Source organism: Ensifer sp. M14, assembly GCF_003355565.1.
In the GTDB taxonomy this organism is placed as follows: Bacteria; Pseudomonadota; Alphaproteobacteria; order Rhizobiales; family Rhizobiaceae; genus Ensifer.
Genome location: NZ_QJNR01000004.1, coordinates 4,362,668 through 4,379,119, shown reverse-complemented (window position 1 = coordinate 4,379,119; position 16,452 = coordinate 4,362,668). Strand labels below are relative to the sequence as shown.

Annotated in this window: 13 protein-coding genes; 8 read left to right on the top strand and 5 right to left on the bottom strand. The window is 62.8% G+C overall.

All coding sequences use genetic code 11. The annotated features are described in order from the left end of the window. Positions 1-12 precede the first annotated feature (12 nt). The 8 genes from BLJAPNOD_RS21185 to BLJAPNOD_RS21150 all read left to right on the top strand — a co-directional run bounded on the left by BLJAPNOD_RS21185 (position 13) and on the right by BLJAPNOD_RS21150 (position 11,603). Positions 13-1,308 (top strand): CmpA/NrtA family ABC transporter substrate-binding protein, encoded by a 1,296-nt coding sequence (locus BLJAPNOD_RS21185; RefSeq protein ID WP_115421051.1) that lies wholly within the window; start codon positions 13-15, stop codon positions 1,306-1,308. A 354-nt stretch (positions 1,309-1,662) separates the two neighbouring features. Further along, the gene (locus BLJAPNOD_RS21180; RefSeq protein WP_115421050.1) at positions 1,663-2,955 is read left to right on the top strand and encodes a CmpA/NrtA family ABC transporter substrate-binding protein; all 1,293 of its coding nucleotides are present in this window, start codon (positions 1,663-1,665) and stop codon (positions 2,953-2,955) included. A gap of 63 nt (positions 2,956-3,018) precedes the next feature. Beyond that, entirely contained in the window at positions 3,019-3,912 is an 894-nt protein-coding gene (gene ntrB, locus BLJAPNOD_RS21175; RefSeq protein ID WP_115421049.1) for a nitrate ABC transporter permease, read from the top strand. A 14-nt stretch (positions 3,913-3,926) separates the two neighbouring features. Next, positions 3,927-4,727: an ABC transporter ATP-binding protein gene (locus tag BLJAPNOD_RS21170; RefSeq protein WP_077504637.1), complete on the top strand. Its 801-nt coding sequence runs from the start codon at positions 3,927-3,929 to the stop codon at positions 4,725-4,727. A gap of 6 nt (positions 4,728-4,733) precedes the next feature. Beyond that, positions 4,734-7,193 (top strand): nitrite reductase large subunit NirB, encoded by a 2,460-nt coding sequence (gene nirB, locus BLJAPNOD_RS21165; RefSeq protein ID WP_115421048.1) that lies wholly within the window; start codon positions 4,734-4,736, stop codon positions 7,191-7,193. A 4-nt stretch (positions 7,194-7,197) separates the two neighbouring features. Further along, complete coding sequence (nirD, locus tag BLJAPNOD_RS21160) at positions 7,198-7,548, top strand: nitrite reductase small subunit NirD (RefSeq protein ID WP_115421047.1); 351 nt, start codon at positions 7,198-7,200, stop codon at positions 7,546-7,548. Between the two features lie 4 nt (positions 7,549-7,552). Further along, positions 7,553-10,210 (top strand): nitrate reductase, encoded by a 2,658-nt coding sequence (locus BLJAPNOD_RS21155; RefSeq protein ID WP_115421046.1) that lies wholly within the window; start codon positions 7,553-7,555, stop codon positions 10,208-10,210. Next, on the top strand, positions 10,182-11,603 hold the full coding sequence (locus BLJAPNOD_RS21150; RefSeq protein ID WP_115421045.1) for an SAM-dependent methyltransferase: 1,422 nt from the start codon (positions 10,182-10,184) through the stop codon (positions 11,601-11,603). The genes BLJAPNOD_RS21155 and BLJAPNOD_RS21150 overlap by 29 nt, the downstream gene beginning before the upstream one ends. Here BLJAPNOD_RS21150 and BLJAPNOD_RS21145 read toward each other — a convergent pair. From BLJAPNOD_RS21145 to BLJAPNOD_RS21125, 5 genes are all read right to left on the bottom strand, one after another. Next, a complete protein-coding gene (locus BLJAPNOD_RS21145) occupies positions 11,600-12,412 on the bottom strand; it encodes a nickel-binding protein (protein WP_115421044.1) in 813 nt (270 codons plus the stop codon). The two genes, BLJAPNOD_RS21150 and BLJAPNOD_RS21145, sit on opposite strands and share 4 nt — an antisense overlap. A gap of 162 nt (positions 12,413-12,574) precedes the next feature. Further along, positions 12,575-13,666, bottom strand: coding sequence for a sn-glycerol-3-phosphate ABC transporter ATP-binding protein UgpC (ugpC, locus tag BLJAPNOD_RS21140; RefSeq protein ID WP_115421043.1), 1,092 nt, complete (start codon positions 13,664-13,666; stop codon positions 12,575-12,577). Positions 13,667-13,669: 3 nt separating this feature from the next. Continuing rightward, positions 13,670-14,716 (bottom strand): NAD(P)-dependent alcohol dehydrogenase, encoded by a 1,047-nt coding sequence (locus BLJAPNOD_RS21135; protein WP_115421042.1) that lies wholly within the window; start codon positions 14,714-14,716, stop codon positions 13,670-13,672. Positions 14,717-14,733: 17 nt separating this feature from the next. After that, positions 14,734-15,555 carry a carbohydrate ABC transporter permease gene (locus BLJAPNOD_RS21130; RefSeq protein WP_115421041.1) on the bottom strand — a complete coding sequence of 274 codons (822 nt, stop codon included), beginning with the start codon at positions 15,553-15,555 and terminating at the stop codon, positions 14,734-14,736. Then, the gene (locus BLJAPNOD_RS21125; protein WP_115421040.1) at positions 15,555-16,415 is read right to left on the bottom strand and encodes a sugar ABC transporter permease; all 861 of its coding nucleotides are present in this window, start codon (positions 16,413-16,415) and stop codon (positions 15,555-15,557) included. Before BLJAPNOD_RS21125 ends, BLJAPNOD_RS21130 begins: the two co-directional genes overlap by 1 nt. Positions 16,416-16,452 lie beyond the last annotated feature (37 nt).

Below are 16,452 nucleotides of genomic sequence, written 5' to 3'. Positions count from 1 at the left end.
GGAGTGAACATCATGGCCAATTTCGGCGGTATCGGCAGTGCTCAGGCCTCGACCGGCCGCGGCTTGCCGGCGCCGCAAAAGGTAAGCGGCGAAGGCGCCCGCACGCTGCGTGCCGGTTTCATTCCGCTTGTCGATGCATCGGTACTCGTCGCCGCCAGCGAATTCGGCTTTGCCCAGAAGGAGGGCCTGACACTCGATCTGGTCAAGGACGTGTCCTGGGCCAATGTTCGTGATCGGCTGGCTTTCCGCCAGTTCGATATTGCCCATATGCTTTCGCCCATGCCGGTCGCGGCGATGCTCGGTCTCGGCTCCAACCCGTCGCCGGCGATCGCGCCTTTTTCGCTCGGGCGCGGGGGCAACGCCATCACGCTGTCCAACCGGCTCTATGCCCGGATGGCCGAGGAGGGAGGGCTTGAAGGCGCTGGGGACGCGCTTGCCAATGCCCAAGCGCTTGCCGCCGTGCTTGCGCGCATGACGTCGCATGGCGAAGCGCCGCCGACCCTGGGCGTCACCTACCCCTTTTCGTCGCACAATTACGAATTCCGCTATTGGCTGGCTGCCGGCGGCATCGATCCGGATCGTGACGTCAAGCTCGTGGTCGTACCGCCGCCGATGACTTCGGATGCGCTCGCCGCCGGCGCGATCGATGGTTTCTGCGTCGGTGCGCCCTGGAACATGGTCGCGTCCGAGCGCGGCGTCGGGCGGATTGTTGCCGCCAAGCAGGATATCTGGCCGTCGGCACCGGAAAAAGTGATCGGCATGCGCCCCGAATGGGCCGAGGCCAATCCGGAGACCGTTTCGCGGTTGATCGTGGCGCTGGATGCCGCCGCGCAGTGGTGCGACGATCCGCAAAATCGCGATACGTTGTCCGACGTGCTCGCCGACCAGCGCTATGTCGGCGCCCCGGTCGAAATTATCCGTCGGGTTCTTTCCGGCGAGTTCACCATCGACGCTGAAGGGCAGCGTCGGGTCATCGATGACTACTTCGTTTTCCATCGCGGTTTCGCCAACTATCCCCGCTCCAGCCATGCGCTCTGGATCTACAGCCAGATGGCGCGTTGGGGGCAGGCGAGGATCAACCCGGACGGGATGACGGCGGCGGCGTCTGCCTATCGCCCGGATCTTTATCGTCTCGCGCTCGGGAATGGCGCTGCGCCAGCGGGGCCGGACATTGCGATCGAGGGCGCATCTGCCGACGATCGTTTCATGGACGGACATGTCTTCGACCCGGCTGCCATCGAGGCCTATGTCGAGGCGTTTCCAGTCCGCGCCACAGGCAGTGCGGCGGCATTTGACGCCGATAGTTGATGCCGCCGGGCGCTGCTTGTTTGGGCAGAGTCGCCAGACCTGTTGTGTGCGGCGCACAATAATTCAGCAGAGTCTATAATAGCTATTTTGTTGTGCATTTGTGTCGCTCGATTTTTTCTCCTTTCATATCAATGACATAAGCTGGTTTCGTTCGAACTGGCACGGCCTTTGCATTTTAGAAATTGCTTCGGTCAACGGCGATTGAGGCGAGTACAAACGCCAGATCGCGTTTGCCAGAGACACTGACGTCGCACGGTTTTTGTTTCCCGAGGATTCCTCCTGATCCCGGACGCAATCACCAAGCGGCGTTTTTTTATGTCCGGTTTTGCCCGGCAGCAGCAGAGGAACCTGCGCATGATCAAGTTTTCGACTGGCGGACTGACCCGCCGCGGCCTGCTGAAAACCACAGCGACGGCCGCCCTACTCGGTGCCGTCAAGACGGCCTTCCCGACCGGCGCCTTTGCACAGTCGGCCGGTCCCGAGACCACCAAGGCCGTTCTCGGCTTCATTGCTCTGACAGACTCAGCGCCGTTGATCATCGCCAAGGAGAAAGGGTTCTTCGACAAACACGGCATGACCGAAGTCGACGTGGTCAAGCAGGCGTCCTGGGGCACGACCCGTGACAACCTGGTGCTCGGTTCGGCCGGTGCCGGCATCGATGGCGCACACATCCTGACGCCGATGCCCTATCTCATTTCGACCGGCAAGGTGACGCAGAACAACCAGCCGCTGCCGATGGCGATCCTCGCCCGCCTCAACCTCGATGCGCAGGCGATCTCTGTCGGTGGTGCCTATGCCGATCTCAAGGTCGGTCTGGACGCATCCGCGCTGAAGGAAGCCTTTGCCCGGAAGAAGGCGGAAGGCGCTGCGGCCAAGGTGGCGATGACCTTCCCCGGCGGCACGCATGATCTGTGGCTGCGCTACTGGCTCGCCGCCGGCGGCATCGACCCGGACTCGGATGTCGAAACCATCGTCGTCCCGCCGCCGCAGATGGTCGCCAACATGAAGGTCGGCACGATGGACTGTTTCTGTGTCGGTGAACCGTGGAACGAGCAGCTCGTCAACCAGAAGATCGGCTACACCGCCGTCAACACCGCCGAGATCTGGAACGAGCACCCGGAAAAATCCTTCGCCATGCGCGCCGACTGGGTGGAGAAGAACCCGCGCGCCGCCAAGGCGCTGACCATGGCAATCCAGGAAGCGGCGCAATGGTGCGACGACATGGCCAACAAGGAAGAGCTGGCGAAGATCGTCGGCAAGCGCAGCTGGTTCAACGTTCCGCCGAAGGACATCGTCGACCGGCTGAAGGGCGAATACGACTACGGCAACGGCAAGATCGTTGAGGACAGCCCGCATTTCATGAAATTCTGGCGCGACCACGCCTCCTATCCCTACCGGAGTCACGATTCATGGTTCCTGACCGAGAACATCCGTTGGGGCAAGTTCGCGCCTGATACCGACATCAAGGCGCTCGTTACCAAGGTCAATCGCGAGGACATCTGGCGCGAGGCGGCCAAGGAGCTCGGCGTTGCCGACATCCCGTCCTCGACATCGCGCGGCATCGAAAAATTCTTCGACGGCAAGGTTTTCGATCCGGCGGACCCGCAGGCCTATCTCAAGAGCCTTTCGATCTCGCGCGTCGCCTGAGCCATCGCGGTGCTGGCGGGCGTCGCTCGCCAGCATCCGGTTTCGAATTCCAAGGAGAACGGTATGTCCGTCACCAACCTCAAACTCAAGGATCAGTCGGCGCCGCGGCCTGCCGCCCCCGTGATTGCCTTTACCCGCTCGGTGAAGCGGGCAAGCGGCCGTCCGCTGCTGGCACGGCTCTCCGCCGGGGCCGCAAATGTCGCACCGCTCATCGTCACGCTTTCGCTGATCCTTATCGCCTGGCAGATCGTCTGTTCGGCGCCCGATTCCAGCCTGCCGTCTCCGACGCGGGTGCTTGAGGAAAGCTGGGAGCTGATCGCTCATCCCTTCTATGTCGGCCAGGGCGTCGACCAGGGCCTGTTCTGGCACATTGCGGCGAGCCTGCAGCGGGTGGCCATCGGCTATGCGCTCGCTGCCGTGGTCGGCATCGCGCTCGGTGCGCTGGTCGGTCAGAGCCAGCTTGCCATGCGCGGCCTCGATCCGATCTTCCAGGTGCTGCGCACGGTGCCGCCGCTTGCATGGCTACCCTTGTCGCTGGCTGCCTTCCAGGATGGTACGCCGTCGGCGATCTTCGTGATCTTCATCACCGCGATCTGGCCGATCATCATCAACACCGCCGTCGGTATCCGCAACATTCCGCAGGACTATCAGAACGTCGCCAAGGTGCTGCGGCTCAATGCCTTCGAATACTTCGGCAAGATCATGTTGCCGGCGGCGGCCCCCTATATCTTCACCGGCCTTCGCATCGGCATCGGCCTGTCCTGGCTCGCCATCGTCGCTGCCGAAATGCTGATCGGCGGCGTCGGCATCGGCTTCTTCATCTGGGATGCGTGGAACTCGTCGCTGATCAGCGACATCATCGTTGCGCTGATCTACGTCGGGATCGTCGGCTTCTTCCTCGATCGTCTCATCGCCCTCGTCGGCCGCGTCGTCACCCGCGGCACTGCCACCGCGTGAGAAAGGCAAAGATCATGACCAAGAGCTATCTCTCGCTTGAACTGATCGACAAGAGTTTTGAACGCGGCGGCGTCAGGACGGAAGTTCTGAAGCAGGTCTCGCTTTCCGTCGACAAGGGCGAATTCATCTCGATCATCGGCCATTCCGGCTGCGGAAAATCGACGCTGCTCAACATCGTCGCCGGTCTCACACAGGCCACCACCGGCGTGGTGCTGCTCGACGGCCGCGTTGCCGATGAGCCGGGACCGGACCGCGCCGTCGTCTTCCAGAACCACTCGTTGCTGCCCTGGCTGACGGTCTACGAGAACGTCCGCCTCGGCGTCGACAAGGTCTTCGGTTCGACCAAGTCGAAGGCGGAGCGCCATGAGTGGACCATGCGCAACCTCGAGCTGGTGCAGATGGCGCATGCTGCCGACAAGCGTCCGTCCGAGGTGTCGGGCGGCATGAAGCAGCGCGTCGGCATCGCCCGGGCGTTGGCCATGGAACCGAAGGTGCTGCTGCTCGACGAGCCGTTCGGTGCGCTTGATGCACTGACCCGCGCCCACCTGCAGGATCAGGTAATGCAGATCCATGCCGAGCTCGGCAATACGGTGCTGATGATCACCCATGATGTCGATGAAGCCGTGCTGCTTTCCGACCGTATCGTCATGATGACCAACGGTCCCTCGGCGCGCATCGGCGAAGTCCTCGCCGTGCCGCTTGCCCGTCCGCGCCGGCGCATCGAGCTTGCCGCCGACCGAACCTATCTCAAATGCCGCGAAGCGGTGCTCAAGTTCCTCTACGAGCGCCATCGTTTCGTCGAAGCTGCGGAGTGATTTCCCATGGCTCACCAAAATCCCGAGAAACTCGTGATCGTCGGCAACGGCATGGCGCCGGGCCGCATGCTCGAAGAACTGTTCGAAAAGGCGCCCGGTCGTTACGAGGTCACGATCTTCAACGCCGAGCCGCGCGTCAACTATGACCGGATCATGCTGTCGCCGGTGCTGTCAGGCGAAAAGGCCTATACCGATATCGTCATCCACGACGACGCCTGGTATGCCGCAAATGGCATCACCTTGCACAAGGGCGCCAAGGTCACGCAGATCGACCGGACGGCCCGCACGGTCACGGCGGAAAACGGCATCACCGTCACCTACGACAAGCTGGTGATCGCGACCGGCTCCAGCCCCTTCATCATTCCCGTGCCCGGCCACCAGCTGCCCGGCGTGCTTGCCTACCGCGACCTCGACGATGTCGAGAAAATGCTTGCCGGCAGCAGGGATGGTGGCCGCGCAATCGTCATCGGCGCCGGTCTTCTCGGTCTCGAGGCCGCCTACGGGCTCAAGCGTCAGGGCATGGATGTTACCGTCATCCACCTGATGCCGACGATCATGGAGCGCCAGCTCGATCCGGCCGCGGCCTATCTGCTCGAAAAGGCGCTCACCGAGCGCGGCATCGACATCATCACCAAGGCCAACACCAAGCGCATTCTGGGCGAAACGAAGGTCGAGGGCATCGAACTCGAAGACGGCCGGATCATCGAGGGGTCGATGGTCGTCATGGCCGTCGGCATTCGTCCGGCGTCAAATCTGGCGAAGGAGGCCGGCATCGCCGTCAACCGCGGCATCGTCGTCGACGACGGCATGATGACGTCGGATGCGGCGGTCTATGCGCTTGGCGAATGCGCCGAGCATCGCGGCACCTGCTACGGCCTGGTGGCGCCGCTCTATGAGAGCGCCCGGGTGCTTGCCGATCGGCTCGCCGGCGGCGAGGCGGAATACCATGGCTCCGTCACCAATACGAAGCTGAAGGTCACCGGCATCAACCTCTTCTCCGCCGGCGATTTTGCCGATGGCGAGGGGCGCGAGGAGATCGTCCTGCGCGATGCGACCGCCGGCGTCTACAAGCGCCTCGTGCTGAGGGAAAACCGCATCATCGGCGCCGTCCTTTACGGCGAGACGTCGGACGGATCCTGGTTCTTCGATCTGATGAAAAAGGGCGCGGATATCACCGCCATGCGCGAAACCCTGATTTTCGGCCAGGGCTATCAGGGAGGGTCCCCGCTGGACCCTACGGCGGCCGTTGCAGCCTTGCCGGATGATGCGGAAATCTGCGGCTGCAACGGCGTATGCAAGGGCAAGATCGTGTCGACGATCACCGGCAAGGGACTGACGTCGCTTGACGAGGTGCGTGCCCATACCAAGGCGTCCGCTTCCTGCGGCTCCTGCACCGGGCTCGTCGAGCAGGTGATGTCGCTGACATTGGGTGAAGCCTATAATCCCGCCGCCGTCCAGCCGATGTGCACTTGCACCGAGCTTGGGCACGACGATGTCCGCCGCCTGATCAAGGCCAAGGGCCTGAAGACCATTCCCGCCGTCATGCAGGAACTGGAGTGGAAGACATCCTGCGGCTGCGCCAAATGCCGCCCGGCGCTCAACTATTATCTCGTCAGCGATTGGCCGGACGAATATGCCGACGATTATCAGTCGCGCTACATCAACGAGCGTGTGCACGCCAATATCCAGAAGGACGGCACCTATTCGGTCGTTCCGCGCATGTGGGGCGGCGTCACAAATTCGGGGGAACTGCGCGCGATTGCCGACGTCGTCGACAAGTTCGAGATCCCGATGGTCAAGGTCACCGGCGGCCAGCGCATCGATCTGCTCGGCATCGAGAAGGAAGACTTGCCCGCCGTCTGGGCCGACCTCGGCAAGGCCGGCTTCGTCTCCGGGCAAGCCTATGCCAAGGGCCTGCGAACGGTGAAGACCTGTGTCGGTTCCGACTGGTGCCGGTTCGGCACCCAGGATTCCACCGGCCTCGGCATCCGCATCGAAAAATTCATGTGGGGGTCGTGGACGCCGGCCAAGCTGAAACTGGCCGTCTCCGGCTGTCCGAGAAATTGCGCAGAAGCCACCTGCAAGGATATCGGCGTCATCTGCGTCGACAGCGGTTTCGAGATCCACTTTGCCGGTGCCGCCGGGCTCGACATCAAGGGCACGGAGGTTCTCGGCCTGGTGAAGACCGAAGACGAGGCGCTCGAGCATATCGTCGCGCTGACGCAGATGTACCGCGAGCAGGCCCGCTATCTCGAGCGCATCTACAAATGGGCCAAGCGCATCGGTGTCGAGGAGATCCGCCGCCAGATCATGGGCGATGCCGAACGGCGCAAGGCGTTCTACGAGCGCTTCGTCTTCAGCCAGGCATTCGCCCAGGTCGATCCCTGGTCGGAGCGCGTCTCAGGCAAGGACAAACACGAGTTCCGGCCGATGGCGACGGTCGGCTTTTCTCAAGCCGCGGAGTGAGGTGATGGACATGAACTGGCCAACAGAAAACTGGCATTCGATCGGCGACATTTCCGACATTCCGTTGAGGGGCGCACGCTGCGTGCGTACTCCACAAGGCAAGATCGCCGTCTTCCGCACGGCCGACAACGAGGTTTTCGCCATCGAGGATCATTGCCCGCACAAGGGCGGGCCGCTGTCGCAGGGTATCGTGCACGGCACGGCCGTCACCTGCCCGTTGCACAACTGGGTGATTTCACTCGAAACCGGCAAGGCGCTTGGTGCAGACGAGGGGGCTGTGCGCACGATCCCCGTGCGCAACGACGGCGGTGCACTCTTCATCGCGCTCGAAAGCCTGATGATCGCGGCGGAGTAGTCGAATGGCAACCGAAGTCAAAACCACCTGTCCCTATTGCGGTGTCGGCTGCGGCGTGATCGCGACGGTTGGCGATGACGGCAATGTCGGCGTGAAAGGTGATCCTGATCATCCCGCCAACTTCGGCAGGCTCTGCTCCAAGGGCTCGGCGCTTGCCGAAACACTCGATCTCCATGATCGGCTGCTCTACCCCGAGATCGATGGCAGGCCGGTGGAGTGGGATGAGGCGCTCGACCGCGTTGCCGAGCGCTTTTCACGGACGATTGCCGAGCATGGGCCGGATTCGGTTGCCTTCTACGTCTCCGGGCAATTGCTGACGGAAGACTACTATGTCGCCAACAAGCTGATGAAGGGCTTCATCGGCTCGGGCAACATCGACACCAACTCGCGCCTCTGCATGTCGTCGTCGGTTGCCGGCCATCGCCGTGCCTTCGGGGCGGACACGGTGCCTGGCTGCTACGAGGATCTGGGGCTGGCCGATCTCGTGGTCCTGACCGGCTCCAACCTCGCCTGGTGCCATCCGGTCCTCTATCAGCGCCTGGTCGCCGCCAAGGCCGCACGGCCGCAAATGCGGGTCGTCGTCATCGATCCGCGCCGCACGATGACTGCCGACATTGCCGATCTGCATTTGGCGATCCGGCCGGACGGCGATGTCGCGCTGTTCAATGGTTTGTTCGCGCATCTGGCCACAAGCCGGGCCGTCGATCAGGATTACATCGCCGCCCACACCAGCGGCTTCGCCGAAGCTTTGTCGGCGGCAGGTACGCTCGACGAGACCCAACTCGTCGAGGCGACCGGGCTCGCCAGATCGGAAATAGCGGCCTTCTTCCGGCTGTTCGAAGCGACGGAGAAGGTCGTCACCTGCTACAGCCAGGGGGTCAACCAGTCGGTGGCCGGGACCGACAAGGTCAATGCCGTCATCAACTGCCATCTGGCGACCGGCCGCATCGGCCGGCCCGGCATGGGGCCGTTCTCGCTGACCGGCCAGCCCAATGCCATGGGCGGCCGCGAGGTTGGCGGTCTTGCCAACATGCTCGCGGCACACATGGATATCGAGAAGGCTGGAGATCGCGATCAGGTCAGGCGTTTCTGGGGCGCACCCGCGTTGGCGTCGAAACCGGGACTCAAGGCCGTCGACATGTTTCGCGCTGTTGCCGACGGGCGCATCAAGGCAATCTGGATCATGGCGACCAATCCCGTTGTCTCCATGCCGGATGCCGATGCGGTTGAGGCGGCGCTCAAGGCCTGTCCTTTCGTCGTCGTCTCCGATGTCCTGAAACTGACCGATACCACGCGTCACGCCCATGTGCTTCTGCCCTCGCTCGGCTGGGGCGAGAAAGACGGAACGGTGACGAACTCCGAGCGCCGCATTTCCCGCCAGCGCGGCTTCCTGCCATCTCCCGGCGAGGCGCGTGCCGACTGGTGGCAACTGGCCGAGGTCGGGCACCGCATGGGTTTTTCGGGCGCGTTTGCCTACGCATCGCCGTCCGAAATCTTTGCCGAACATGCCGGCCTGTCCGGCTTCGAAAACAACGGGCGGCGCGATTTCGATATCGGCGCCCATGCCTCGATCGATACTGCCGGCTATGATGCGTTGACGCCATTCCAATGGCCGCAGCCGCGCGGCACGGAAAGCGCGACGACGCGCTTCTTCGCCGACGGCGGCTTCTACCATCCGGATGGTCGCGCGCGCTTCATCGCGGCCGCAAGCGGTGTCGCCGATCATCTCAGCGCTGCCTTCCCCTTCACTCTCAACACCGGCCGCGTGCGCGACCACTGGCACACGATGACCCGGACGGGAAAAAGTCCGCGGCTTTCGGCCCATATCGGCGAACCCTTCGTCGAGATCCATCCGCGGGACGCGATGGAACTGGGTCTGTCGCCCGCCGATCTCGTAGTGTTGGAAAGCCCCTATGGCGCGGCGATCGTTCGGGCGCTGATTACCGAACGCCAGGCGCGGGGCAACCTGTTCGTGCCCATGCATTGGAGCGATCAGTTCGCGGCCAAGGCGCGCATCGACGCCTTGGTGCCGCCGATCACCGATCCCGTTTCGGGCCAGCCCGCCTCCAAGAACGTTGCTGTTTCGGCTCGGCGTTTTTCCGCCTCCGCCTATGGTTTTGCGGTGAGTGTCGGAAAGCCTCAAGGGCTCGATTGCACCTATTGGGCGCTGGCAAAGGCAAAAAACGGGTGGCGGTTGGAGATGGCCGTGGAGCAGGCGCCCGAAGATTGGGTCGCCTGGTGCCGGCGCATCTTCGAACTGCCAGACGATATAGAGCCTATCGGCTATTCCGACGGACTGTCCGGCAATCGCCGGCTTGCCTTTTTCGATGGCGACCGGCTTCTGCTGGCACTTTATCTCGCGCCGGAGCCCGTCGCCGTTGCCCGCAACTGGGCGGTCGAGCAGCTCAGCATTTCGCATGGAGATCTGCGCCTGCGCTTCGCGCTCGTGGCCGGCCGGCCGGGCGCGGACACGCCCGATCCCGGAGCAACCGTCTGCTCCTGCTTCAATGTCGGCGTCAACCAGATCGTCGCCGCCGTGCGCAACGACTGCCGTACGGTCGAAGCTGTCGGTCAGACACTCAATGCCGGAACCAATTGCGGCTCCTGCCGCGCCGAGATCAGGGGGATCGTCGATGGATGCCTTGCTGCTGCCGCGGAATGAAAAACCCTTGCGCGCCGAGCGGCCGCGCATGATGCCTCTGGCAAAGCTGCCGGTGTTCTTTGCGCTCGAGGGCTGCCGTGTCACGGTTGTTGGGGGATCCGACGCTGCCGCCTGGAAGGCCGAACTGTTGGCGGCTTGCGGCGCGGAGGTTCACGTCTATGCGCCGATCGAGGATCTGGGAGAGGTCTGTGCGCGCCTGATGGCGGGGCAAGCCCCGCACCCGCAGGGCAGCTTCGTGCATCATAACGAGGCCTGGACGCCCGAGGCGCTCACCGGTGCGGCGCTCGCGATTGCCGACTGCGAAACGGAGGAGGAGGCGCAGGCGTTTTGTCAGGCCGCGCGGGATGCGGGCGTTCCTGCCAATGTCATCGACAAGCCGGCTTACTGCCAGTTCCAGTTCGGATCGATCGTCAATCGTTCCCCGGTCGTCGTCTCGATCTCGACGGACGGTGCGGCGCCGATCCTCGCCCAGGCGATCCGCAGGCGCATCGAGACGCTGCTGCCGCCGGCTTTGAAGGATTGGGCCTCTCTGGCCCAGGCGCTCCGCGAAACGGTCAATGCGCGGCTGAAGCCGGGGGCCGCGCGGCGCGCCTTCTGGGAACGTTTTGTCGATCGGGCCTTTCAGGAGACACCGGAGGAGGGTGTCGAGATGCGGCTGGTGACGGAAATGGATCGCCTCTCGGCGAACCGGACCGACACCGGCCGCGTCACGCTCGTCGGCGCCGGCCCAGGCGAAGCGGAGCATCTGACGCTGAAGGCGGTGCGTGCCCTGCAGGCGGCCGATATTATCCTTTTCGACGGCGGCATTTCCGATGAGGTGCTCGAACTTGCGCGGCGCGAGGCTCACCGCCTTCCCGTCGATAAACGCAGCGGCCGCACGCGCCATGGGCAGGAAGACGTCAACGACACGATGGTGTCGCTGGCGCGCGCCGGCAAGCGCGTCGTCCGCCTGACGTCCGGCGACCCGATGACCTGCGAACGCACCGGCGAAGAGATCGTCCGGTTGCGCAACTGCGGCATCCTGGCCGATGTCGTCCCGGGTATTGCGGCGACGAATAGTGAGATTGACCGCCTTGGTGTCCCGCTCCCCGTCCGAAACCCTGCCGATCCGATCTCTCGTCGTCCGGGTCGATGGTCGATGCAACCGCCGACGTTTCTTTCCGGCCGAGGCGGAAGCAGGGGCGAGTCCTTCAAGCAGGGTATCGTGCACGAGGCGCAGCGGCCGGCGGATCGCAGCCCTCTCGGCGAGACTGAACGAGCCCGGTCCGGGCTTGCCATGACAAGGGCGCATCGCATGCCAGATCCGCTTCGGCGAAACGACCGACCAATCGCGGCAGCGCTTGCGAGATTTGCGTGCCTGATCACCTCACGGGTGGGGGCGGGCGGCAGCTAACCCAGCCATTCGCACCGGTAGGCCATGACCGGCTTTGTGAACCCTTTCAGTTTGTGGCGACCGCCATGAGTGAAGACTTCGGCCTTGCCATACTCCTGGTATATGTTTTCCGATATCAGGATTTGATCGCTATGAGCGGTCGCGCAAAGCCTTGCTGCCAGCTGCACCGTGGTGCCGAAGAGATCGTTGCTGTCTTCGACAGGTTCGCCACAATCCAGTCCTATGCGGATGTGGATCGGCTCGGCATTGCCTGCGTTGTAGCGATGGAACTGGCGTTGGATTTCAATTGCGCAGTCGACTGCAGACGCTGCGGAGGAGAAAGCCGCCATTATTCCGTCCCCGGTATGCTTGACCTCGCGACCGGATAGCCGTCCCAGGCAACCACGTACGAGGGCGTCATGCGCTCTGATGAGTTCGGTGGCCATGAGATCGCCGAGACGCGATGTCATTTCGGTGGATCCAACGATGTCGGTGAAAAGGATTGCCCGGTGGCCGGGGTCCATGTCTTTCGAGATCGCACCCGCCGCCTCTGGATCCTGTATTCGTCCGAGAAATGCCTCGACGGCAGACAGGGCTACCTCCACGACTTCTCCCGCGATGAACCCGTGCGCCTCCCGGTGCACGCATTGCGCGGTTTCCGCATCCGGCGCATCGATGAGGCAGAACGTCGTTCCGCGCCTGTGGTCAAACCAGTAAGTCAGGAATTTGACGCCATACTGGTCCTGTATGCTGAGATCTTTAAGGTGCGCTTCGGCGACATCCTCGGCCGAAGCGCCTGCAAGATCGTGCCGGTCCATGAAGATAGGCATTCGTTCGCTCCCCAAGGGACCGTCGCCACAGCCGACCGGCAGTCTACGACAGTCCCGGACTATCGTCCATCTCGGACAGCGCTGCGGCGAGCATGATGGTTCGACCGAATAGATGCAGTCGCCCGGCACAAAAACACCGCTGACGGACCGGCGCCCTATCGGTCACATCTTCAAAAGCGACAGTCCCGTTGCTTGATCGAACAGATGGATGCTGCCCTCCTCGAGGGCAAACGAAACGGGATCACCCGGCTTCGGGCAGCCATTGGCCTTGACGAGCGCACCGATTTCGCAACCGGCAAAGACAAATGTCACCAGTGCGTCGTTGCCATGAAATTCGACGAGATCGGCGATGCCGGCTACGACGTTTGTGCGGGCTGCCGACGGTTCTTGCATCTGCAGGTCAGCGGGGCGAAAGCCGAGAACGACCTTCTGGCCCGGTGCCAGCGCAAACCTTTTGCCGGAAACACGGAAATCCGCACCGGCACTGCGCAGCGTCCATCCGTCTTCCACCTTGTCTGCGGACACGTCGATGAAGTTCATGTTTGGTGTGCCGATGAAGCCCGCAACGAACAGCGTTCTCGGTCGGTCGTAGATCTCGGCCGGCGTTCCGACCTGCTCGATTGCGCCGCCTTTCATCAGCACGATCCGGTCGGCGAGCGTCATTGCTTCCAGCTGGTCGTGGGTGACGTAGATCGTCGTCGTCTTCAGCTTCTGATGCAGCCGTGCGATCTCGACCCGCATGTGGTTGCGAAGCTTCGCATCGAGATTGGAAAGCGGCTCGTCGAAGAGAAACACCCGTGGCGTCTTGATCATGGCGCGGGCAATCGCCACGCGCTGTTGCTGACCGCCGGAAAGCTCGGTCGGCTTGCGTTGCAAATAGGGATCAAGACCGAGCGTCGCAGCAACCGCGCGAATGCGCTGGTCGATCTCCAGCTTTGGCACCTTCATCCGCTTCAGCCCGAAGGCGATGTTGTCGTAGATCGTCATGTGCGGATAAAGCGCGTAGTTCTGGAACACCATCGCCACACCGCGGTCGCGCGGCGGCAGATCGTTGACGGTCTTTCCGCCGATCGTCACCTTTCCACCGGAGATGTCCTCAAGCCCTGCGATCATCCTGAGAAGCGTGGACTTGCCGCAGCCCGACGGGCCGAGAAAGACGATGAACTCATGGTCAGCCACGTCGAGGTTGAAGTCCTTGATGACGTTGACAGCACCATATTGCTTGTCGACATTTGAGCAGACGATGTTCGCCATGACCTATTCCTCCCCGCGGCCGATGAGAATCTGAAGCTTGACGTCGGACGGACGCGCAGCGGCGGCCCGCTCGAACGCGCTGATGCTGTCCTTGAAGCGGAACGTCTCGGTAATCAGCGGCTTGAGGTCCACCTTCCCCGACGCAATCAGCTGCAGCGCGCGATCGAAGATGTTGGCGTAGCGAAACACGGTCTCGATCCTGACCTCCTTCGAGATCGCGCCCGGTACATCGAAGGTGACCGGCTCAACTGGCAGGCCGACGAGAACGAGGGCTCCGCCGGGTCGGACCAGCTCGAAGATGCCGGCAAATGCCTTGGCACTACCGCTTGCCTCGAAGACGACGTCCGCACCCCAGCCACCGGTTTCCGCAGCGATCGTTCCGGCAAAAGACCGCTCGGCGATGTTGACCGGCGTAATCCCGGGGTATTGCCCGGCGATCGCAAGTTTCTCGGCGCTGAAGTCGGAGATGAAGACGCGGCTGCATCCGCCTGCGAGGGCGGCGAGTGCGACCATGATGCCGATCGGCCCGCAGCCGATGACTGCGGCCACGTCGCCCGGCGCGATGCGGGCTCGGGCGGCCGCCTGCATGCCGATGGCAAAGGGCTCGACCATGGCGCCTTCGGCAAAAGAGACATTCTCGGGCAGCCGATACGTGAAGGCGGCCGGGTGCACGACCTCAGGCGTCAGCACGCCGTGGATCGGCGGAGTCGCCCAGAAGCGCACCTTCGGATCGACATTGTAGAGACCGAGTTTCGAGGCGCGGGACGACAGGTCTGGCACGCCCGGCTCCATGCAGACCCGGTCGCCGACCTGCAGATCGCCGACATTGCTGCCGATTTCGATGACGGTTCCCGCAGCCTCATGTCCGAGCACCATCGGCTCGCGCACGACATAGGGGCCGATCGCGCCATGGGTGTAGTAGTGCACGTCGCTGCCGCAGACGCCGACGGTATGAATGGCGATCTTGACGTCATCCGGGCCGAGTTCGAGGGGGAGATCGATCTCCCTCAGCGACAGGACGCCCTTCTGCTCGAGGACCAACGCTTCCATGAATGCTTTCCTTGTTGTCATGATGTCTTGCGCTTGAAGGCGCTGTTGAGCATGCCGCTGAGCACTCCGATGAAGAGCAGCGGTGGTATCGAGAGAAGAACGACGGAGGCATTGAGAATGCCCCAGGGCACGTCGCGGCCGAGCTGTGTCAGTTCCGAGGCGACGATCGGCAAGGTCTTGGCATCGGACGTCGTCAGCATCAGAGCGATCAGGAACTCGTTCCAGACCAGCACGAAGGCGAAAGCAACGGCGCCAATCAGCGATCTCAGCGCGATCGGCAGCGCGATCAGAAAGAAGATCGCATAGGGGCCGTAGCCATCGACACGCGCCGCCTCCTCGACCTCTTTCGGCACCCTCGCGAAGGCCGGCACACTGAGCCAGATGACGGTTGCGAGCGTCAGCAGCGTGTAGGTGACGATCATCGACAGGCGCGTGTCGTAGAGGCCGAAATCGAGCCAGATGACCATCAGCGGGATGGCGATCGCCACCGGCGGCAGGAAGCGCAGCGAAAGCACGAAGAACTGGATATCGCCGGACCAGCGATTTGGATAACGCGCAATCGCATAAGCGGCAGGAAGCCCCAGAAGCGCACCGATCAGAACGGAGGTCCCCGAGATGATCAGCGAGTTGATCAGTCCGGCAAAGACGCTGTCGCGGCCAAGCACATAGGCGAAGTTGTCGAGCGTCGGCGTGAAGATGAACAGCGGTGTCGGAGTGACGATATCGACCCGGTTCTTGAAGGCATTGAGCAAGGTCCAGAAGACGGGGAAGACGGCGGAGAACGCTGCCAGGAGGAGAAAGGTGCGGCCGATCAGGCGGCCGAGCTTGTGCGCGGTCATCACTGGACCCTCTTCCAGATGAAGGTAAAGGCGATCGAGGTGGCAATCATCATCAACACCGCCATGCTCGACGCGTAGGAAATCCGTCCGGACTCGATGAACCCTTGCGAGAAGGCGTACATGTCGAGCGTTTCCGTCGTGATGCCGGGTCCGCCACGCGTCATGACGTAGATCAGGTCGAAGGCGCGCAGCGACTCGATCATCTTGACGAAAGCGAGCGAAATCAGCGGCGCCTTCAGCATGGGGATGGCGATGTGGGTGTAGATCTCCCAGGTGCGGGCATGATCGAGACGGGCCGCCTCAAACGGTTGCGGCGGCAAGGTCTCCAGAAGCTTGAGCACGATGACCGAGAAGAACAGGCCCCATTGCCAGACGTCGACCAGCGCCACGGTCGCAAGTGCCGTTGCCGGGTTGGACAACAGGTCGAGCGGCTGGCCGGTGATCGCCTTGTAGGGGTAGGTGGCGATGCCGTAGAGCGGATGGAATGCAAACTTCCAGACGAAAGCCGCCGAGACGCGCGGCAGGATCACCGGCATGAGAAAGAGCAAGGCCAGCATGCTTCGCATGCGCGGTGAGGCACATTCGAACAGCAATATGCCGAGGCCGACGGCAACGATCAGCGTCATGCCGACCGTCACAGCCTCCCATGTCAATGACACGCCGATGGCGTTGATGAAGCGGCGGTCGGAGAAGAGATCGATGTAGTTGGCGAGCCCGACGAAGTCGCCGACGGGGCGGCTGAGTTCGCGGTTCTGCAAGGAAATATAGATCGCGTAGACAGTCGGCACGAATGCGAGCACGGCCAGGATCATCATCGCCGGGGTGAGGAAGACCGCCGGCAAACTGCTTTTCTGTTTCATGGGATAGACATCCTACGGAAAGGGACGAGCGAGCTTC